The organism is Bifidobacterium sp. LH_491 (genome assembly GCF_056356495.1).
The window spans coordinates 1,569,050-1,590,071 of sequence record NZ_JBKEUI010000001.1; the positions used below are offsets into that span (position 1 = coordinate 1,569,050).

Annotated in this window: 12 protein-coding genes and 2 tRNA genes; 6 read left to right on the top strand and 8 right to left on the bottom strand. The window is 56.3% G+C overall.

Translation table 11 applies throughout. The annotated features are described in order from the left end of the window. Positions 1-24 precede the first annotated feature (24 nt). The gene (locus AC1AWK_RS06095; RefSeq protein ID WP_476568999.1) at positions 25-5,433 is read left to right on the top strand and encodes an endo-alpha-N-acetylgalactosaminidase family protein; all 5,409 of its coding nucleotides are present in this window, start codon (positions 25-27) and stop codon (positions 5,431-5,433) included. A gap of 189 nt (positions 5,434-5,622) precedes the next feature. On the opposite strand, the gene AC1AWK_RS06100 is transcribed toward AC1AWK_RS06095, so the two are convergent. Beyond that, a tRNA-Ala gene (locus tag AC1AWK_RS06100) sits at positions 5,623-5,695 on the bottom strand. Between the two features lie 56 nt (positions 5,696-5,751). Next, positions 5,752-5,825, bottom strand: a tRNA-Ile gene (locus AC1AWK_RS06105). A gap of 116 nt (positions 5,826-5,941) precedes the next feature. On the opposite strand from AC1AWK_RS06105, the gene AC1AWK_RS06110 reads away from it, so the two are divergent. Next, a complete protein-coding gene (locus AC1AWK_RS06110) occupies positions 5,942-6,553 on the top strand; it encodes a M48 family metallopeptidase (protein WP_476569001.1) in 612 nt (203 codons plus the stop codon). Positions 6,554-6,688: 135 nt separating this feature from the next. Here the strand turns inward: AC1AWK_RS06110 and AC1AWK_RS06115 are convergent, their stop codons facing one another. Then, on the bottom strand, positions 6,689-7,168 hold the full coding sequence (locus AC1AWK_RS06115) for a Dps family protein (protein WP_476569662.1): 480 nt from the start codon (positions 7,166-7,168) through the stop codon (positions 6,689-6,691). Between the two features lie 194 nt (positions 7,169-7,362). Further along, positions 7,363-8,667, bottom strand: a complete 1,305-nt coding sequence (locus tag AC1AWK_RS06120) for a hemolysin family protein (protein WP_476569003.1) — start codon at positions 8,665-8,667, stop codon at positions 7,363-7,365. Between the two features lie 265 nt (positions 8,668-8,932). Between AC1AWK_RS06120 and ahpC the strand changes: the two genes are divergently transcribed. Genes ahpC through AC1AWK_RS06135 form a run of 3 tightly spaced genes read left to right on the top strand, consistent with a single transcriptional unit; the run spans position 8,933 to position 11,393 of the window. Next, positions 8,933-9,496 (top strand): alkyl hydroperoxide reductase subunit C, encoded by a 564-nt coding sequence (gene ahpC / locus AC1AWK_RS06125; RefSeq protein ID WP_476569005.1) that lies wholly within the window; start codon positions 8,933-8,935, stop codon positions 9,494-9,496. A 54-nt stretch (positions 9,497-9,550) separates the two neighbouring features. Continuing rightward, positions 9,551-9,676 carry a hypothetical protein gene (locus AC1AWK_RS06130; protein WP_476569007.1) on the top strand — a complete coding sequence of 42 codons (126 nt, stop codon included), beginning with the start codon at positions 9,551-9,553 and terminating at the stop codon, positions 9,674-9,676. Then, positions 9,636-11,393, top strand: a complete 1,758-nt coding sequence (locus AC1AWK_RS06135) for an FAD-dependent oxidoreductase (RefSeq protein WP_476569009.1) — start codon at positions 9,636-9,638, stop codon at positions 11,391-11,393. The genes AC1AWK_RS06130 and AC1AWK_RS06135 overlap by 41 nt, the downstream gene beginning before the upstream one ends. Positions 11,394-11,620: 227 nt before the next feature. Here AC1AWK_RS06135 and AC1AWK_RS06140 read toward each other — a convergent pair whose 3' ends face one another. From AC1AWK_RS06140 to AC1AWK_RS06155, 4 genes are all read right to left on the bottom strand, one after another. Beyond that, complete coding sequence (locus AC1AWK_RS06140; protein ID WP_476569664.1) at positions 11,621-12,229, bottom strand: carbonic anhydrase; 609 nt, start codon at positions 12,227-12,229, stop codon at positions 11,621-11,623. Positions 12,230-12,445: 216 nt separating this feature from the next. Continuing rightward, positions 12,446-14,323, bottom strand: coding sequence for an ABC transporter ATP-binding protein (locus AC1AWK_RS06145; RefSeq protein WP_476569011.1), 1,878 nt, complete (start codon positions 14,321-14,323; stop codon positions 12,446-12,448). Further along, positions 14,320-16,125, bottom strand: coding sequence for an ABC transporter ATP-binding protein (locus AC1AWK_RS06150; RefSeq protein WP_476569013.1), 1,806 nt, complete (start codon positions 16,123-16,125; stop codon positions 14,320-14,322). The genes AC1AWK_RS06145 and AC1AWK_RS06150 overlap by 4 nt, the downstream gene beginning before the upstream one ends. A gap of 267 nt (positions 16,126-16,392) precedes the next feature. Next, the gene (locus AC1AWK_RS06155) at positions 16,393-19,137 is read right to left on the bottom strand and encodes a phosphoenolpyruvate carboxylase (RefSeq protein WP_476569015.1); all 2,745 of its coding nucleotides are present in this window, start codon (positions 19,135-19,137) and stop codon (positions 16,393-16,395) included. A gap of 306 nt (positions 19,138-19,443) precedes the next feature. Between AC1AWK_RS06155 and AC1AWK_RS06160 the strand changes: the two genes are divergently transcribed. Then, positions 19,444-21,006, top strand: coding sequence for a threonine/serine exporter family protein (locus AC1AWK_RS06160; RefSeq protein WP_476569666.1), 1,563 nt, complete (start codon positions 19,444-19,446; stop codon positions 21,004-21,006). The last annotated feature ends 16 nt before the right edge of the window (positions 21,007-21,022 follow it).

Sequence of the window (21,022 nt, forward strand, 5' to 3'; positions counted from 1 at the left end):
TCGAGAGTTTAAGGAGTTATCTCTATGAGATATCAACGTGTGGCATCGGTAGCATTAGCTACGGCTTTGGCTCTTGCGCCATTAAGCGCGGGAAGCATGGTTTGGGCGATGCCGGTACTTGCTGACACAACACCAACAACACAGGCAGCGGATGCGGTGCCATATGTTGCCGTCAATGGCTGGATGCTGGACTCCACCTATGCCAAAGGCGGAGAAACGTTGGAAGCTGCGGACGGCTGGACGCATTTCAAAGCCGGCGCCAACAATGGCAACGGCACTGGAGACAACAATGCGCCTGCATTGGCGGTGTCCGATCAAAGCTTTGATTTTTCTCAAGCCGGATCCATGCATGTGGTGCTGAAGTCAGCACAGGAAAAAGCCAAAACCCGGTTCGGTTTCTACCTTGGCTATAAAGGTCCGGGTGACGGTCTATTCGTCGGATATGACGCTGGTGGCTGGTTCTACCAGCTGTATCAAGGGGGCGACGGCAAATATCAGTCCTACGGTGCGGCGATACCGACAGCCAACACACCCGCAAAAATCCTTATTTCCTGGACCGCCGACCATAAAGTGTCGCTGACTGTCGACGGACAACAAGTATTTTCGGGGATTGATTTTTCCAGTATTGCCGGCAACCTGTCCGATAAGATAGCCATGAAGGCCGGATATTGGAGTAATGACGGCGCTGCTACGGACGTGTATATTCGCAACTTTGGCGCCGGAGATTTCGCATCGTATCAAGTGACGGGCAAAGTGCAGGGCTCGGATGGCCCGGTGGCTGGGGCTCGAGTTCGTCTTGATGGAACCATGACGGCAACCTCACAAAATGACGGGTCGTTTACCTTTGATGACATCGAAGAAGGTACGCACACGCTGACAATTGCAGTGGACGGGTATGACACCGTCTCCCAGAATATTACGGTTTCTGGAGGGGCTCTCAATGTGGGTACTATCCAATTGAATGCCGTCGCGCCTGTGGCAACGGAAATACTGAAAACCGAACAAATGAAGGTTGCCGTCAAACAAAACTTTCCGTCGGTATTGCAATACACCATGACCGCGCTTGACAACAAAGTCATGTATGGTCAGAGCAACGATGTGCGCATGGTTGCCATCAACGACACCAATATTACATTGGGTGACGACGATGTGACGTTTGAAAAGAACAGCGACACGAAGGCCACGTACACACTGCATGTTGTCGATGCCGCTAAGAACATTGATGCCACCATTACCGTGGTCATCAGCGTGGAAAAGAACATACTGCACTTCAACGTGACCAAGATCGTGAATAACGCGGACAAGAGTGGCCAAGGCGAACAGGAACAGAACCCGATCCAAACCCTGTCGTTTCCCAACCAGTCCCTAATATCTGTGCGCAGCACACAAGACGGTGCTCAGTTCACCGGAGCGTTGATGTCGTCAGACACGAATAAGAATGGCGACACAAATATTAATGTCACGGAGCAAACCTCGTATGCCGATGCTGATTTCATGTATGGATTTGTGTCGGGAGGTTCGCTGAGTGCAGGATTGTGGAGCAACTCCGAACATAATGGCCGTGCGGTTGCCACACCTGCTGCGGGCGGCAGCCAAAATACGCGCGTATATGCGACCACCGAACAGGTGGGTACGTCTAACTCGCTGGGCTTGGCCAGCGCCCCCTGGTATTACCATCGTGTAGTCACCGATTCCAAGAAACGCACCTATGTTGTTAACGAGACGGCAATGCCGAAGATATCCGTGGCTATCGCCGGTGACGACAACGCGGACGGTAAGGTCAACTGGGAGGATGGCGCGATTGCCTATCGCGACATCATGAATAATCCCTACAAGTCCGCAGAAGTGCCCGAACTGGTTGCATATCGCATTGCCATGAACTTTGGCGGACAGGCACAAAATCCGTTCCTCACCACGTTGGACAACGTGAAGAAAGTTGCGTTGAACACGGATGGTTTGGGTCAATCTGTGTTGCTGAAGGGTTATGCGAACGAAGGTCATGATTCTGGTCACCCCGACTATGGAGACATCGGACAGCGCATTGGCGGCGCCAAGGATATGAACATACTGATGGAAGAAGGCAAGGCATATGGTGCCCGTTTTGGCGTACATGTCAATGCCAGCGAAATGTATCCGGAAGCGAAGGCTTTCAACGAAGACATGGTGCGTACCAACACGTCCGGCGGGCTTCGTTACGGATGGAATTGGCTGGATCAAGGCATTGCCATTGACGGTATCTATGACCTGGCCTCAGGGGCGCGTGCCCAGCGGTTCTCCGATCTGAAAAAGCAAGTCGGAGACAACCTTGACTTCATCTACTTGGACGTTTGGGGCAACCAGACGTCAGGTTCTGAAGATTCGTGGGAAACCCGCAAGATTTCGCAGACTATCAACGACAATGGCTGGCGTATGTCCAACGAATGGGGTTCTGCCAATGAGTACGACTCGACATTCCAGCATTGGGCTGCAGACCTTACTTATGGTGGGTCGACCTCCAAGGGCGAAAATTCCCAGGTGATGCGGTTTCTGCGCAACCATCAAAAGGACAGTTGGGTCGGTGATTATCCTTCATATGGCGGAGCTGCCAACGCTCCCCTGTTGGGTGGCTACAACATGAAGGATTTTGAAGGCTGGCAAGGTCGCAACGATTATGCCGCGTACATCACCAACCTGTATCGTCACGACGTATCGACGAAGTTCCTGCAGCATTTCAAGGTCACCAACTGGGTGAATAGCCCGTTGGATGCAACTTCTGTACAGGATGCCACCCTGAACAACGGCAATGAGCAGATCACCTTGAAGGACGACAATGGCAATGTCGTAATCGTCTCTCGGGGTTCCAACGACACGTCGAACGCTGCATACCGTCAACGGACCATCACCTTCAACGGTGTGGAAGTTTCCCATGGCGCGGTTACCGCAGGTGACAGCACCATTGAGGGCGACGAATCCTACTTGCTGCCGTGGCTGTGGAATGCACAAACCGGCAAGATGCTCGATGCTTCCCAACAGAAGCTGTACCACTGGAACACCAATGGAGGCACGACCACGTGGACACTGCCCCAGCAATGGCAAGGATTGTCTTCTGTGAAGGTGTACCAGCTCACCGACCAAGGCAAGACCAATGAACGTACGGTTGCCGTGTCAAACGGTCAGATCGCGCTGGAAGCCGAGGCGGAAACTCCGTATGTCATTTACCAAGGTGAGCAAAGCCAAATTGCCGTGCAGTGGAGCCAGGGCATGCATGTCGTGGACGCCGGATTCAACGGCGGCCAGAATACCCTCACCACCAATTGGCAGGTGTCCGGCAAGGGCACTGCTGCGGTGGAAGGATCCAACAATCCCATGCTGCAACTCACTGGCAACGTTTCGGTCAGCCAGAAAATGAACGATTTGAAGGCGGGGCAGCGATACGCCGTGTATGTTGGCGTAGACAATCGAACGGCCGGCAACGCTTCGTTGAAGATAACCGTGGACGGCAAGGTGGTCGCCACCAACACCACGGGTACCAGCATCGCCAAGAATTACGTCAAGGCATATGGTCACAACACCAACAGCAACACGGAACATGGCAGCAGCTACTTCCAAAATATGTATGTATGGTTTGTGGCACCCACTGACGGTGACGCGACGGTGACGATGGCGCTGCAAAGCAAGGATCAAGACCATGCATATTTCGACGACGTTCGCATCGTGGAAAACAACTACGACGGTCTTGCATCGCAAAACGACGGTACGCTGCAGAAACTCACCAACGACTTTGAAAACAACGCGCAAGGCCTGTGGCCGTTTGTGGTGTCCGGGTCGGAAGGTGTTGAAGACAATCGTGTGCATCTTTCCGAACTGCACGCTCCCTACACGCAAGCAGGCTGGGACGTCAAGAAGATGGACGATGTGCTCGACGGTAAGTGGTCAGTGAAAATCAACGGCCTTGTGCAGAAGAACACGCTGGTGATGCAGACGATTCCGCAGAACGTGTGTTTCAAGCCAGGTGAAACCTACCGAGTGTCGTTCAACTACCAAAGCGGCTCGGACGGCATTTATGCAGTGGCTGTTGGACAAGGCCAATTTTCCAATGGTTCAGTCAAGCTAAGAAACCTGCCGAAGGCCTTGGGCGCTGACGGGCACGAGGAATTTGAAATTACCGGCGGTATTGACGGAGATTCGTGGTTTGGCATATATTCCACGAGCACTGCTCCCGATTTGCAAGGTACCACCGGCAGCGCTGCGGCGTTTGGCGGTTACCAAGACTTCGTATTGGATAACCTGACCATTGAACATGTGGAGTCTACCACGCGCACCAAGGCCGAAGTACAAGCCAAGTTCAATGAAATCAGCGCGAAGTATGATGCGGCGAATTTCAGCGAAGACGCGTGGCTGAAATTCCAGAACATGCTGGTAGGCATTAAGGTGCTCATCAACAAGGATGGTGCCACAGAACAGGATTACACCAGCGCATATAACCTGCTGATGGCCTTGGACGACTACATGTCTACCGCGCCTGGCTCTGAAGCTTCCGACCGGTACGATGTGGCGAACGACGCCTATACGGTGAGCGCTGGCAGTGCCCAGTCCGGCAACGCCACCGAAGGCGAAGCTAGCTACGCCCAGGACGGCAAGGACAACACGTGGTGGCATACGCAGTATGGCGCCGATTCCGTGTCTACTGGCAAGGCCTGGTATCAGTTCGATCTCAAGCAGCCTACAACCATCAATGGGTTGCGATATCTGCCGCGCAACATCGGCATGAATGGTCGCATCAAGGATTATGAGATTACGCTGACTACCTCCGACGGTACGACACGCACGGTGAGCGCTGGATCCCGTGATGTCCGCGCACAATCCACCATTACCGGAACCTTCTCAACCAATGCCGTATGGCAGAAGACGAGCTTCGATCCGGTGAACAATGTGATATCAGTGCGATTGACCGTAAAGAGTTCCGCAGGTTCCACCGACGGCGAAGCCAACCATTATGCGTCTGCGGCGGAGTTGCGTCTGACTACGAACCGTGACGTTGTACCGGTGGAGCCGACTGTGGATAGGGATTCCTTGCAGGAAGCCATAGCGCAGGCGGAAAGCTTGCGTGCGGGCGATTACACGGCCGACAGCTGGGCGCGTTTGCAAACCGCACTGGCCGCAGCTCGCGCCGTACAGGCCGATACCAATGCGGATGCCTATACGGTTGCCCTGACCACCGCAAACCTCACCAGCGCCATTCAATCGTTGGTGCCGAACACCACCTCGGGGAACGGGCCAACCGAAGGTGTCGGAAACATTGATACGGCCCAGCCTGGGCCTAGCGAGCCTGGCAAGGGCACGCCAAACGGGAAGCCTAGCGACACCGGTTCCTCCGTGGGTACGGTTGTCCTAACCGCCGGACTACTGCTTGCGGCCGGCATTGCTGTTGTGGTGAGCCGTCGTCGCAGTTAGTGCGATATCGGTGATTCTGCCCCTACTTGTGTAGGGATGAGTCATGGGCTTGAATAAGTGGGCGGAGCATCCACGTGGATGCGCCGCCCACTTGTGTTTCATATATTGTGTTCGCCGTCAAATGTATGAATGAGAGAATGTGAGAATAATAAAGCCCTTGAAATCTCCAAGATTTCAAGGGCTTGGTTGTGGAGCTAGCCGGGTTCGAACCGGCGACCCTCTGCTTGCAAAGCAGATGCGCTACCAGCTGCGCCATAGCCCCGCATCATCTTATTGATGATAGAAAAAAAGAGCGGCACAAGCCGCTTGTTTTTCCTGTGGGCCCGGGAGGACTTGAACCTCCGACCTCATCCTTATCAGGGATGCGCTCTAACCACCTGAGCTACGGGCCCAATCTTGCACGCTTAAAAGCGCACGAATAGATAGAATACCAGTGCTCGTGGATAAGTCAATCTGAATGTTCGGCGTGTCGCGTCATCTTTGGTGGCGGCGTGCCACAATGGTGGCTATGTTGTGTTCCCGTGCCGCCCGTAGCGCCGCTGAGCCGTATGTGATTGTTGTGGATGGCGAAACCGTCTGTGTGGTGCGCAAGCCTATCAAAAACCTCTATGTACGCCTGCTGCCGCCGGATGGGCGTATCCAGGTTTCCGCGCCTGTGCGGACCGGCGAACGCCGTATTGTGGCTGTGGTGCGCGACCATGCGGCATGGATTGCGCGGCAGCGATCCAAGATGCGTCGGATGAGAGAGTTCGGCGAACGGCAGGTTGATCGCGGGTTGATTGAATGGGACGAATCGACTCAGCGTAAGGCCCGTGCAGCCATCGAAGCGCAGCTGCCGGAATTGCTTGAACGTTGGGAGCCTCGCATAGGCAAGCGTCCCACGCGCATCGCCATACGACTGATGACCACGAGGTGGGGTTCGTGTACACCGGCAACCGGGCGGATTCGTCTGAATCTACGACTCGGTCTTATGGATCCGCGCTTTTTGGAATACGTGTTGGTGCATGAACTCATGCATCTCTGGGTTAGCGGACATGGCGACGAATTTCGCCGGCGGATGGATGTCGCATTGCCGCAGTGGAGGCGGTTGAGGCGCGAGCTGAACGCGAGCGGAGGCTGATGCTGATGCTGTGGAGCGATTGCGGAGTCTTCGGAGCGATGGGTATGACGCAGTTGCAGTAACGCGCAGGGGCGTTGGTATGCGGAAATGATGCTCCGAATACCAACGCCCCTATCAACGTGTATGCCAAGTGCGTTAGGCCATATGGCTACGCATGAACCACTGGAACTTTTCCATCTCCTGCGTGTGGTCCTGCAGAATATTTGAGCTAACCAGATCCAGGCCATCGAGTTCGGCAATAGCATTGCGCGTATCGGCAATCATCACGTCGTAATACTCGATGAGTGCCTGCAAATACTGCTGGGTGGACTGGCGCCCTTCCAAATCGAGCGTCTTCCAGGACCGGTTGCGCAGCACGGCATCCGGGCGGCCGTCAGGGCTGCCACCCATGGTGGCGATGCGCTCGGCAATTTCGTCCGCCTGGGCAAGCAGGGCATCCACCTGAGGGTCAAGCATTTCGTGAACGGCGATAAAATTAGGGCCGGTCACATTCCAATGCGCGTGCTTCAACACCAAAGCGGCTTCCTGTGCCTGGCTGAGACGGTTTTGCAAAATAGCAATGGCCTTCTCGGATGCGGCTTCGTCCAGTCCCGGGACGGTAAACATCAACGTCATGACACCACCAAACCTTTCGTAAACATGTGGTATTTTCAATTTTAGAGGTGAAATCACCATTGCGCTGATAGATACCCATATTTTTTGTGATATAGGCGACGTTTGCGTGCATGGTTTACCGAGATGGCGGTTTGGTAGCGCTACTTCTGTAGCATGGGGCCGCGTCGATGTCGCCGCATGCCTGTCTGGACCGCCTATGCTTGTTCGCCGTCGCGCTTACGTACTTCGATGGTCTCAATCCGTCGTCCGTCTACTTGCATAATGGACATGTCGTAGCCGTCGTCGGAGTGGAGGATGTCGCCCACCTCTCCCATTTTCCCGGTGTGCGCGAGGAAATATCCGGCAACGGTTTCATATGGCCCGTCCTCGAGTTCAATACCGGTGACGTCGGCAAAGTCTTCGATGGTCATGCCGCCATCCACGGTGGCCACGCCGTTGACAAACGTGCGTTGCGGCTCCTGAGCGGTTGGTGAATCGTCGGGCAGGTCGTATTCGTCGCGAATGTCCCCCACCAGTTCTTCGGTCATGTCTTCTAAGGTGACAATGCCATCCGTACCGCCATATTCATCGATGACCACGGCAAGATGGATGCCGCGTTTGCGTAGCAGTGCAAGGCTGGGTAGCAACTTGGAGGTGCCGGGCAAGGATATGCCTTCGCGGGTGACATCGCTGACCAGCTTCGCATCCGGATCGCGCACATCAAGCAAATCGCGCACATGCACAAATCCCAACACGTCGTCAAAATCTTTGCCGGTTACGGGGTACCGCGAATATGGCATTTCGCGCACGTAGGCGGCGGCGTCTTCGATGGTTTGGTCACCGTCAAGGAACACCACGTCGGCACGGGGGCGCATGACTTCGGCCACGATGGTTTCTGATGCGTCGAACACGTCATCCAAAATAGTGCGTTCATCCTTGCTTAGCGACGTGTTGCTGTTGACCAGTACACGCAGCTCCTCATCGGATACTTCGCTTTCCGTCTCGTTGGGATCGAAGCCCAGCAGTCGCACGATGCCGTTCGTATTTTTGCCGATAAGCCAAATGATCGGCTTGCAGATTTTGGCGAAGGCATCGATGGCGGGGACCACCGCTCGTGAGATTTGCTCAGCTTTCTGCATGGCGATGCGCTTGGGTACCATCTCGGAGATGACGATGGAGCAGTAGGAAATTACCAGTGTGAGTACTACGGTGGTCAGCGGTGACGCCACATGTGCAGGCACTCCCCAGCGTTCGACAACCGGAACAATAAAAGGGGAAATCGAGGATTCTCCAAAGGAAGCGGAAAGGAAACCGGAGAGCGTCACGCCGATTTGCACAGTCGAGAGAAACGTGTTGGGGTCGCGGGCGATTTTGGCCACGCGTGCGCCGCGGGCATCCTCCATTTCCATTTGGTCGATTTGCGAACTGCGCAGGCTGACCAGTGCCAATTCGGTGCCAGCAAATATCGATCCGAGCAAGAGAAATATGAAAATGAGAAGGATGTTCAAACCAAGTGACATAGCTCCACACTACGGCACATGATGGGTGTCGCGCACGGTTTTGTTCCAGTGTTTTGTAAGAGAACTGTTGAATCCATCCATATATAGATGTCAGATTGACTTTTTTCATCAACTCCGTGAAGCAACTGTGTATAAGTGAGGAACACCACAGTTCGGCTACTTGTGTTGATATAAGTACGCGGATACGCTCAAATCATGGCTGTGTTCCAAACTGTGAGCCAGCCACCAGGACGATGCGGCCCAGCAACATGAAAGGAATCCAATTATGACGATGTTGCAGCATGAAATTACCGATTTCACCACTACAGCGTACGTGGACGGCGAGTTCAAAGAAGTCTCTAAGTCCGACCTTATCGGCAAGTGGTCCGTGTTCTTCTTCTACCCGGCTGACTTCACCTTCGTGTGTCCCACCGAGCTCGAGGACCTCGCGGAATCCTATGCGAAGTTCCAAGAGATTGGCTGCGAGATCTACTCCGTGTCTTGCGATACGCACTTCGTGCACAAGGCTTGGCATGATGCCAACGAGAAGATCGCCAAGATCACCTATCCGATGCTGGCCGATCCGACCGCCACGCTGGCCAAGGATCTCGACACCTACAACGAGGAAGCCGGTCTGGCCGAGCGCGGCACCTTCATCCTCAACCCCGAAGGCAAGGTTGTGGCTTACGAAGTGATCTCCTCCAACGTTGGCCGTAACGCCGACGAGCTGCTGCGCCGCGTGCAGGCTTCGCAGTTCGTGTACGAGCACGGCGACCAGGTCTGCCCCGCCAAGTGGCAGCCGGGCGAGGAGACCATCGAGCCGAGCCTCGACCTGGTTGGTCAGCTCTGATCATTGCTTACGCACATGGGTACGGTTGGCGAACGTTGACCGTACCCATGTCCTATGAGCACACTGTTTTCACTCATTACCATCATTGCGTATAACGCGCATCAATTCCCCATATTGCGGGGACGACTCGGCGTCGATGATGACGGCGGACGCAGCAAGGAGCATATTCGTGGATACTAAGAATCTCTATGATGCCGTGGTGATTGGCGCCGGCCCTGCAGGACTTACCGCCGGTCTGTACCTGGCTCGCGCGCGTTATCGCGTGCTTATTGTGGAAAAGGGCGATATCGGCGGCCAAATCACCATCACCGAAGAAGTGGTGAACTATCCCGGCGTAGGCAAGACGTCCGGCAAGGCGCTTACCGCAACCATGCGCCAGCAGGCCTTGGGCTTCGGCGCTGAATTCATGAGCGCGGAAGTGACCGGTCTTGATTTGGACGGCGACGTGAAAACCGTGCATACCACGCGTGGGGACTTACAAACCTTCGGCATCATCCTCGCCACTGGCGCCAACCCGCGCAAGCTGGGCTTTGAAGGTGAGGAAGAGTTTGCCGGACGCGGCGTTGCCTACTGCGCTACCTGCGACGGCGAGTTCTTCACCGGCAAGGAAGTGGTGGTCATCGGCGGCGGTTTTGCGGCTGCGGAGGAATCCGTGTTCCTCACCAAGTACGCCACCAAGGTCACCATGCTGATTCGCGAGGAAGATTTCACCTGTGACAAGTCTGTGGCCGATGAGGCGCGTAACCACCCGAAGATCGAAGTGCATTACGGGGTTGAGGTCGACAAGGTTGTCGGCGGGCAAGGTGGACTGCAGCAAGCAGTGATTCACGATGTGGAAACCGGCGACCAGCGTACGTGGGCACCTGCGGACGGTGGCACCTTCGGCCTGTTCGTATTTGCCGGTTACGTACCCGCCACCGGTTTGGTGCGTGGCTTGGTGGAATTGGACCGCCAAGGTTACGTGGTCACCCACGATTATTTGGAAACGTCCGTGCCGGGCGTCTACGCGGCTGGTGATTTGCGCGTCAAGAACCTGCGCCAGGTCGTGACCGCCACGGCCGATGGCGCCACTGCCGCCGTGGAAATGGAACGCTACGCTTCGGCCATGAGCGAGAAAACCGGCCTAGTGCCTCCTCGCCCGGGTTCTGAAGGCGGCACCAAGCCTGCTGCCGCACCCGCATCCCAAGAGACGACGGCACCGGCGAAAGCCACCACTACCGACGGCATGTTCTCCGAAGACATTCAACGTCAACTGGCCATGGTGTTCGGCAAGATGGCCCGTCCGGTGACATTGCGTCTGGAATTGGACGATACCGCGGTGTCCCGTGAGTTGGAAGGCTTCATTGGTGAAATGGTGAAGTTGAGCGATGGCAAGTTGGTGAGCGAAATCGCCGCTGCCGGTGACCAGGACGGCGACGGCCGCGCCACCTTCGGTGTGGACGATGCCCTGCCGTTGGCACGCCCATGCGTGCGCGTGTGCGCCGCCGACGACAATGGCGACGTGGTGCCGACCGGCTTGGCGTTCCACGGTGTGCCGAGCGGCCACGAGTTCAACTCCTTCGTACTGGGCTTGTACAATGCGGCAGGCCCCGGCCAGCCGCTGGATGAGGCCACAAAGAATGCCATCGCCGCCATCGACAAGCCGGTAGACGTGATGCTGATGGTATCACTGACCTGCACGATGTGCCCCGAAACCGTGTTGTCCGCGCAGCGTATTGCTGCCGACAATCCGAACGTTACCGCGGAAGCCTATGATATTTCGCACTTCCCCGAGCTCAAGGATCACTATGGTGTCATGAGCGTGCCCTGCATCGTCATCAACCACGCCGACGGCACGAAGAAGGTGGAATTCGGCAAGAAGAACATCGCTAACATGATTGACCTAATCACCCAGTAGGCGAAGTGACGGGTTTACTGTCTTACACTCGCCGTAAGCCCGATAACTCAATCATGCGTGTGCCCCGGTTTTCCAACGAAAGCCGGGGCACACGCATAAGGTGGCCGCATGCGCATCCGCAAGGGTCTGTCAGCTAACAGGGTTTCCGGTTAGAGCAGTTGGACAGATAGCCTGGTTAAGAAGATTAGAGAGTTGAAAGGCTGGGGAAGGGTTGGAGGGTTGAGCGGTCAGAACGACAGCACTTCCACCTTGCCGGACGACAGCTGGTACCGTGCGCCGACAATCATTGCACGCTCCTGCGCCAATGCCTCCTGCACGACGGAGGACTCCGTGACCAACGCTTCGATGGTGCGTGCGATATGTACGCGTTCGATATCGTCGGTGTCCTCCACCTCGGCCTGACCGGCCTGCCATACCGACATGCCGACGCTGCGCAGCACCACGGAATCGGCGGATTGTAGATACTCCTCCACGCTTTCGGCGCTACCGTCGCCACACGACATGCTGTCGCATAGCTTCTGAACTTCTTGGCAGGCCAACGCCACCGCGCCGCACCCCTCGTGTCCCATCACCACAATAAGGCTTACGCCCAGCGTGTTAACCGCATATTCCACGGAGGCAATCACCGCTTCGTCAATCATATGACCGGCAGTGCGCACGGTGAACATGTCCCCCAGACCTTGGTCGAAGATGATTTCCGGAGGTACCCGCGAATCACCACAGCTCAACACCACGGCATCGGGATGCTGACCATCCACCAAGGATTCGCGCGTTGCCGCATCCTGCCATGGGTGTTCCGGCTTGCCCTCGGCAAAGCGCCTATTGCCGGCGAGCATGCGGCTCCATGTGGCACTAGCCGTTGATTCGCGGACTATTCCGGCATCAGCGTTCGCTGTGTCGATATCGTTGGCGTTCTCGAACATGGATGCGGACATGTCAGTCATATCAACCTTCTTTGCTTGGTGGCGGTAGACAACTCGGTGGCAGGCGCCGTGGTGCATCAACCACTACGGGCGACGATACTCCAATCGCGATCGATGTGCCACCGACAATCACGCGAACTGCGAGTTATACAGGCGCGCATAAGCGCCTTCGGCCTCCAGAAGTTGCCGGTGCGTGCCCTGCTCGATGATATTGCCATGATCCATGACCAGAATCAGGTCGGCATCGACGATAGTGGACAGACGGTGCGCGATGACGAAGCTGGTGCGACCCTGCATAACGCTGTCCATGGCTTTGCCGATGGCATGTTCGGTATGGGTATCCACCGAGCTGGTTGCCTCGTCAAGAATCAGGATTTCCGGATTGCACAGCATGACACGGGCGATGGTCAACAATTGACGTTGGCCTTGGCTGATGTTTTCCGCGCCTTCGGTTAATCGAGTGTCGTACCCGTCGGGCATGGTGCGCACGAAGTAATCGACATGTGCCATCTTGGCTGCCTGAATGATTTCTTCGCGAGTGGCGTCGGGGCGCCCGTAGGCGATGTTCTCCGCAATGGTACCGTCGAATAGCCAAGCGTCCTGCAGCACCATGCCGAAATGGCTGCGCAACTGCGCTCGGGATATCGTCCTTGTGTCCACGCCGTCAAGACGAATATGGCCGCCGTCAATCTCGTAGAATCGCATGAGCAGGTTAATCAGGGTGGTTTTGCCAGCGCCGGTGCTACCAACAATGGCGGTGCGATGACCCGGCTGAGCGGTAAAACACACATCGCGCATTAAGGGTTGCTGCGGATCGTATCCAAAGGCGACGTGCTCGAAATCTACCTGCCCGCGCAACGGTTCGGTCATAGTGGCGGGCGTTGCGGGATCCGGCTCGATTTCCTTCTCGTCCAGCATGTCGAACACGCGCTCCACCGATGCCAACGCCGATTGCAGGCTGTTAATGGTGAATGCCATTTGCGTCAACGGTTCAGAAGCTTGATTGATGTATTGGAACAGAGCTTGGAATGTGCCGATGGTCAGATTGCCGGCCACTAGGAAAAATCCACCGAGCACGGCGATGAACACTTGTCCGAAGCGCACGATGCAACGAATCGCGGGATTGATGGCATTGGTGATGAAGTCCGCGCGGCGCGTGGCATCGGCCAAATCTTGTGTCGCCTGATGAATGCGTGTGCTGCTGGCCTGCTCCTGATTGAAGGCGCGGATGATGCTGCGTCCGGAATACGCCTCTTCGACATGCCCCGTTAGGATGCTGACGTTTCGTTGGCGTTCGGCTGCCAAAACGAGGGTTTTGCGTGCCACAAGTTTGGTGGCAATGAGGGAGATCGCCGCGAATGCGAGGAAAATCATTGTCAGCCAGATGTTGATAACGGCCATCATGATCACCGCTCCGGTAACGTTGCCGATGGCAGTGAGCAGGCGCAGCAAGCCAGTTTGCAGTACTTCGCTGGTCTTGTCCAAATCGTTGGTGACACGGCTGATGATACGGCCTGGCTGGTGCGCATCATAATACTTCAACGGCAGCACGGTGAGTTTGCTGGCCACTTGATTGCGCAGCTTGAGGTTCAACCGTTCGGCGAAGCTGGCCATGGTGAAGGTCTGCGCCGAATAGAACCCCCACTGCACGGTGTAGAGCGCGAGCAGGCCCAATGTTTGGATGCCGCCGTCCCACCAGGTGATGGTGAAGGTGGCGCCGTCACGGAACGCATGTTGGATTTTCGCCCATAGCAAGTCCAGCAACCAGGCGGTGTACATGGGGCCGGACAGCGTGACAATGACATACAACACGATGGAGACGCTCACTACGGCGATACGCCAGTGCTGTTCGCGAGAGGCTTGCCACATGCGTCGTATCGTGGCCTTGAGGTCGCGGGGAACCTCCAACTCGTCGTCTTCGTTGGGGGCGAGATTAGCTTGGATGATGGGATCGTCAGGAGTGTCCGTGGCCGATCCGTCGAGATTGTCGATGGTGGTATCGCTCATCGGGCGTCCTCCTTTGTCGATGGGGTATCGTCAATGCGCATTTGGGATTGTGCAATGCTGCGGTAGGTGTCGCAGGTTGTCATGAGATAGTCGTGGGTGCCGCGGCCTTGCAAATGCCCGTCCTCCAGCACCAATATTTGGTCGGCGTGCACAATCGTGCTGACGCGCTGTGCGATGATCAGCATGGCTGCATCCGTTAACTCACGGGACAGCGACTTGCGCAACGCGGCGTCCGTGGCGAAGTCCAATGCGGAAAAACTATCGTCGAAAATGTACAGGTCGGCGGTTTTGGTAAGTGCGCGGGCGATGGCAAGACGCTGTCGCTGGCCGCCTGAGAAATTCGTGCCGCCTTGTGCCACTTTGGTGTTCAGGCCAAGCGGCAATTCGCGGACGAAACCCGCTTGGGCGACATCCAGCGCATGCCAGAGTTCCTCGTCGGTGGCGTGGGGATTGCCGTAGCGCAAATTGTCGGCGATGGTTCCCGAAAACAGCCAGGCCTTTTGCGGCACATAGGCGATATGGTCGCGTAGGTCGTGCTGGCGCATGACGGTCACATCCTCGCCGTGCAGGAGGATATGTCCCTCGCTGGCATCCAGCAGCCGCAGCATCAGGCGTGCGATGGTGGATTTGCCCGAGCCTGTCGGGCCGATAATAGCCGTGGTCTGCCTGCGCCGGCAGGAGAACGTCAAGTTATGCAGGGTATCTTCCTGGGCGTCGGCGAAACGGAACGACATATGGTCGAAGCAGGCGATTTTCTCCGGAAGTCCATCTGTGGTTATTGTGACGGTGCTGGAGCTTGTGGTATCGCTTGTGTCGGTATCGATGTGGCCATCGTCAGAGACCTGCGTGTCGCGGATCGTGGGCACATAGTCCACGACTTCGCGGGCTCGTCCCAGGCAGATAATCGCACGTGGCACCATCAGCGCCACGAACTGCGCCATCATAATGTAGAACAAAATCAGAATCGAATACTCGATAAGCGCCGTGATATCGCCGATTTGCATGGCATGCTCGCCCACGCGGTCGCCGCCCGCCCAAATAACCAGCACAATGGCGATATTCATGAGGAAAAAGGTGAAACTATCCAAACCGGCAAACAGATAGTTGACACGAATGGCATTGTCGGCATAGTCGGAAAATGCGGTGCTCATCCGCTTGATTTCATGCCGGTCGCGTCCGAAAGCGCGGATGACGCGCACGCCGGTAATGGTTTCGCGTAGGACGACGTTCATGCGGTCGATGAAACTTTGCAGCTTTTCAAAAATGCCGGCTGCTTTCCATACGATGATGACGGCGAGTATCACCACGATAATCACGGTAATGAGCATCAGCCAGCCCATTTCCACATCAAGTGCAAAGGACAGGCCGACGCCCATCACGCACATAATGGGCACGGGTAGCAGGATCTGCAAGCCCAGCATGATGGCCTGTTGAATGACATTGATGTCATTGAGCGTGCGCGTAATCATTGACCCCGTACCGAAGTTTTTGAAATCGCCGTCGGAGAACGCCAGCGAGGCGTCATAAATGGCGTTGCGGATATCCCGTCCGATGTTCGCACACAGTTTGGCGCACAGGTAGCTTCCCACCAGAGAACCCAGGCCAGAGACGATAGTGACGGCCAGCATGATGCCGCCGATGCCGATGATGTGCTCGATGCCGCCGTCCGTGGCTCCGATATTAATCATCTGTGCCAGAATCGTAGGGATAAAGAGTGCTCCCGCCACGTCAAGCAATAAGGCGGTGACCGTGGCTGCGGTAAGAGCCTTGTAGGGGCGGAAGAAGCGGAGCAGAAAAGCCATGTGCCAGAGTTCCTTCTGTGCGTTGCGCCGAAGCCGTGTTGCGTAGCGCAGTGGATGGAGCGTTGTGCGGGTGCTGGGTGGTCAGTACAGCGTATACGTCAACGATCGTATCGTACGATATGACGATTTCGAGCGGTTTGCAGGGTGTGTTCCGTGGTACGAAACAAGAAATATGGTTGGGGGATCCCGCGGCACCTACTACGGCGAACGCCCGCACCATCCACAAGGGGCGGTGCGGGCGTTCGCGCAACATGGTGTGGTGGTCGATCAGCCCGTGTTCTGCAGACCTGCAGCCACGCCAGACACGGTGCACAGAATCAGGTAGATGAACCCAGCTTGCTGGCTTTGGCTCAACTCTTCCTTATCTACCTTGCGACGCAGTGACTTCAAGGCCAATACTTGGGTGAGCGAGAGGGCATCCACATACGGTGAACGAATCCGTACAGCCTGCCCCAACACATGGCGATGCTGCAGTGGCCACTCATCGCCCACGATACGCAGCACCCACTTGCGGGTCAGTTCCATCTCGTCGAGCACTTTGGCGCTCAAATCATCGCGATCGCCCAACGACAGATACATCTTGGCGATGCGCTCATCCGTTTTGGCAATGGACATTTCGATATTGTCGATGAACGTGCTGAACAATGGCCATTCGCGGTACGCCTCGCGCAGGGTCTCCAGATCGCCGAACTGTTCGCATGCCGTGCCCAAGCCATACCAGGCGGCAAGGTTGATGCGGGCCTGCGCCCAGGAGAACACCCACGGAATCGTACGCAAATCGTCCAGTGACTTGGCTCCCAGACCACGCTTGGCGGGACGCGAGCCAATCGGCAGCAAGCCAATCTCGCTCAACGGTGTGACTGTAGAGAACCACGGCGCGAAATCTTCAGAATTGAGCAAGTCCAAGAAGCGTTCATGCGCCGCCTCGTCGAGCTTTGCCGCCATGTCCGCGTACTTGTGCGTCATGTCCGTATTCGTCTTTTCCATGCTGGGCGACGATTGCAGCAGCGTGGCCGCAGCCACGGATTCGACGTGGCGGATGGCCAGCACCGGATTGCCGTAGCGGGCGAAAATCACCTCGCCCTGTTCGGTGAGCTTGAATCGGCAGTTCACCGAACCGACGGGCTGCGCAAGCACGGCACGGTTCGCCGGGCCGCCGCCGCGTCCCACCGCGCCGCCGCGGCCGTGGAACAGCGTCAGGTCGATGTCGTGGCTCTGCGCCCACTGGGCGATGCGCTCCTGCGCGGAGTGCAATGCCAGCGTGGCGGATGTCGGGCCGGCATCCTTTGAGGAATCCGAATATCCGAGCATCACTTCCATTTTGCCGCCGGTCGCCTTGAGGCGGGCCTGCACTTCGGGAATCTTGATGATGTCTTCCAGCACATCCACCGAATGCTGCAGATCCTCCAGCTGCTCGAACAACGGAATCACGTCGATAACCGGCACGTCCTTGGGGTCGGAGAAGGCCAGACGGTTCAGCTCGAACACGTCGCGCACATTCTGTGCCGACTTGGTGAAAGAGATGATGTAACGTCGCGCGGCTTTGACGCCATTGCGCTTTTGGATGGCACCCAATGCGCGGAAGGTGTCGAGCACCTCATGGGTCATCGGCTGCAATTGGCCGCGTTCGCCATGCAAACCATGCTCACGGATGTCCTCCAAGGCGCGGCTATGTACGACCGAATGTTGGCGGAACTCCATTTCCACCATATGGAAACCGAAGGTTTGCGCCTGCCAGATCAGATCCTGCAACGAGCCGTAAGCCGCGCGACGCGCACCGCCTGCGGCGAGGGAACGCTGCACGATTTTGAGGTCGTCAATGAAATCCTCGCAGCTGCGATACATAAGATCGGCGTCGCGTTCGATGGTGTAATGCAGGCGGTCGGCCATCACTAGCACCACCGCGCGATGCGGTTCCTTGGCGGAAATCAGCTGTGCCTTGTCGGTCAGCCGTTCGCTCATCTCCTTTTGGCGGTTCCACAGGCTCATCAGCTCTTCGCTGGCGGGTGTGGTGTCCGATTCCATGGTGAGGTTGCGGCCCACATTACGTGTCGATTCTTCCAGCGCGGCCAAGACATGGTCGCTGAACTTGCGGGCCACTAGACGGCTGACTTTGGCGGTGACGTTGGGGTTGCCGTCGCGATCCGAGCCGATCCAACTGCCGGGTTGGAAGAATGGTGGACACTGCGGCTCTTCCAACCCGGCCTTGTCCCCCAGAATCCAATCGTCAAAACGGCGATAAATCATTGGTACGGTATGGAACAGCGTATTGTCGAAAATATCAAGAATGGTGTTGGCTTCCTCCACGGGAGTCGGCTTTTGCAGCGCGATGGGCGAGGTGCGGAACAAGGCGTCGATTTCGCTGTACAGACGGCGGTAGTTTTCCTTTTTGTCCGAGCCGCCAAGCAGGTGGTTGGCGCTGAGCAACTGTGCGATACGGCGGATTTTACCTTCGACTGCCTTGCGTCGTGCTTCCGTCGGGTGTGCGGTGAACACAGGGTGGAATTCGAGTTTTTCCAGTAATTCCTTGGCTTTTGCTGGTCCCATTTCCGCAATGAGCTGATGGTAGGCGCCGGTCATTTTATTCACTGGATCAGTGGGCTGCTTGTCGTCCACTTCCGATTCTCGCTGATGTAGCACGGCCACGCGATAGTTTTCCTCGGACAGATTGGCGAGGTGGAAATAGGTGGTGAATGCGCGGGCCAGCAATTGCGCGTCATGCAGGCTCATATTGTCGATGATATCCACGGCTTTGTTTAGGCCGCTGTCATCATCATCGGCGGTGCCGGCGAAGTGTTCGTCGCTGGCTTGCACCGCGTATCCCAGAAGGGTATCGAATGTGCTGAGTAGCTCCGCATCAAATTCCCCAAGTACTTCGCGTAGGATCTGCAGACACAGATCCATGTCTTGCTTCAGGCCTTCGGGTAAATCGCGTTCCTCCGTGGCACTGGTCGGTACGGTGACCGCCATGAATGCCTCGGTGGGAGTGAGCTGTTGATCATGTATTGTCATCAGACCTCCTTGCGTCAAACGTCAGGTTGTTCGGTCTGTCGGTCATCCACGGCTCCTCCGTGGTTGTGTTGGCCAACCGTTGCGAACCCAGAGCCCTAGTTCGACTTGTTTCGCGCCCCATTGTAGTCCGCGGGGTCGCCCCGCGTGTTACGGGACGATCCGCATGTCGGACGGCTACGCCCTGCGCTAATACTATGTAGTGTGATCGAGCATCATGAGGGACATCAGTCGGAGTCTCACGAGACTCCCCAAGAACACAGCGTAAGCGCCGTACGGCAGTATCATACCCATTCGATTCCTTTGGATATGGAAGATATCGAACGTGACTGGAACAAGCCGGTTACCGAGGCCGGCATTGCCGCCAAGGCGAGCGTTATCGTGCGGGTAGGCATGCTGGATTTGGGGGCCGGTACGGGAAGTTTCCGTGTGCGGGAAATGATGCATCGCATCGCTTACCCGCTGGGTGTGCACGTTCGTGCCGATGTGAACCTCACCGATATCGAAGCGGCCTGCACTGATGGCAAAGACCGCATCACCGAGGTCATTGACCTGCCGACTACCGGTGTGAACACCGAACGTATTTGGCTGCTGGAACATTTTGCGGATTGGTTCAATGTCAATCTTGGCAAGGGGTCGATGTATCACGCGCAATCCGAAGTGTCTGAAGAGCTGGTCGAGCATTTGGACGATCCGCAGGCCCGGTCCTCGATGATGCACGCCGTTCATCAGAACCATACGACACATCATCACGACAGCCATCGCGACCACACCCGTAACCATGTTCGTCTCCACGACCAGATGCCCACCGGAGCATATGCCGACCATTTCGACGGCAAATGCTCCATGGCAGCGAAAGCGGGATTGGATGAGATTCAGCAAGGCGGCGTTACTGTCCGCCAGGCGCATGAGCGTTTGGATCTGATCGAGCATCGCAAGCCCTTGTATGCTCCGTGGCTGTCTGGATTGGCGGCGGCTTTCGCCTGCGCCGCGTTCGTGTTCCTCCTCGGCGGCGGCCCGTATGACATGATCGGTGCGTTTGTGGGAGCCGGGTTGGGTCAGTTCCTGCGCCGAAGGTTGTTCGCACATCACCTTAACCAATTCTTCGTGACTTTTGTCTGTGTGGCGTTGGCGGGGTTTGCGTGCACGGGAACGCTACGACTTATCGGCTTATTCGACCCTGTGGCCTTGCAGCACGATACTGCGTACATCGGTGCCATGCTCTTTGTCATTCCAGGTTTTCCGCTGATTACCGGCGGGTTGGATATCGCCAAGATTGATTTCCCGTCAGGCATTCAGCGATTGTGCTACACGTTGGCCATTATTCTGATGGCAACATTGGGCGGTTGGATGGTGGCATCCATCGTTCACCTGCATCCGCAAGGCTTTGAGCCGTTGGGACTAGATCCGTGGTTGAACGCGGTATTGCGCATGATTGCCGCGTTTGTTGGCGTATGGGGATTCTCCATCTTGTTCAATTCCCCGCAACGCATGTGTTTCGTGGCCGGCGTGATTGGCGCGATTACCGATACTCTGCGTCTGACCTTGGTTGATTTCGGCGTTCCCGTGGAAGCCGGAGCTTTTATTGGCGCGCTGCTGGCCGGTTTGCTGGCATCGTTGTGGCGCATGTTGGTGCGCAAGGGCGCGCTGCCTTCGCATCTAGGGTATCCGCGTATTTGCTTGACTGTTCCAGCTATTGTCATCATGGTGCCTGGTTTGTATATGTATCAGGCGATGTTCCATTTGGCAGAATTCAATACACAGATGGCGTTGGACTGGGCATTCCGTGCGTTCATGGTGATTATCTGTTTGCCGATCGGATTGGCGATGGCGCGGGTGATTACCGATAAGTCCTGGCGGTATGACATCTAGGCGGAACGGCCTTCAG

Bases quoted from the DNA above. Each gene is read 5' to 3' on its own strand.
- AC1AWK_RS06095 (WP_476568999.1), top strand. From the start codon at position 25: ATGAGATATCAACGTGTGGCATCGGTAGCATTAGCTACGGCTTTGGCT.
- AC1AWK_RS06110 (WP_476569001.1), top strand. From the start codon at position 5,942: ATGTTGTGTTCCCGTGCCGCCCGTAGCGCCGCTGAGCCGTATGTGATT.
- AC1AWK_RS06115 (WP_476569662.1), bottom strand. From the start codon at position 7,168: ATGACGTTGATGTTTACCGTCCCGGGACTGGACGAAGCCGCATCCGAG.
- AC1AWK_RS06120 (WP_476569003.1), bottom strand. From the start codon at position 8,667: ATGTCACTTGGTTTGAACATCCTTCTCATTTTCATATTTCTCTTGCTC.
- ahpC (WP_476569005.1), top strand. From the start codon at position 8,933: ATGACGATGTTGCAGCATGAAATTACCGATTTCACCACTACAGCGTAC.
- AC1AWK_RS06130 (WP_476569007.1), top strand. From the start codon at position 9,551: ATGAGCACACTGTTTTCACTCATTACCATCATTGCGTATAACGCGCAT.
- AC1AWK_RS06135 (WP_476569009.1), top strand. From the start codon at position 9,636: ATGACGGCGGACGCAGCAAGGAGCATATTCGTGGATACTAAGAATCTC.
- AC1AWK_RS06140 (WP_476569664.1), bottom strand. From the start codon at position 12,229: ATGCTCGCCGGCAATAGGCGCTTTGCCGAGGGCAAGCCGGAACACCCA.
- AC1AWK_RS06145 (WP_476569011.1), bottom strand. From the start codon at position 14,323: ATGAGCGATACCACCATCGACAATCTCGACGGATCGGCCACGGACACT.
- AC1AWK_RS06150 (WP_476569013.1), bottom strand. From the start codon at position 16,125: ATGGCTTTTCTGCTCCGCTTCTTCCGCCCCTACAAGGCTCTTACCGCA.
- AC1AWK_RS06155 (WP_476569015.1), bottom strand. From the start codon at position 19,137: ATGACAATACATGATCAACAGCTCACTCCCACCGAGGCATTCATGGCG.
- AC1AWK_RS06160 (WP_476569666.1), top strand. From the start codon at position 19,444: ATGGAAGATATCGAACGTGACTGGAACAAGCCGGTTACCGAGGCCGGC.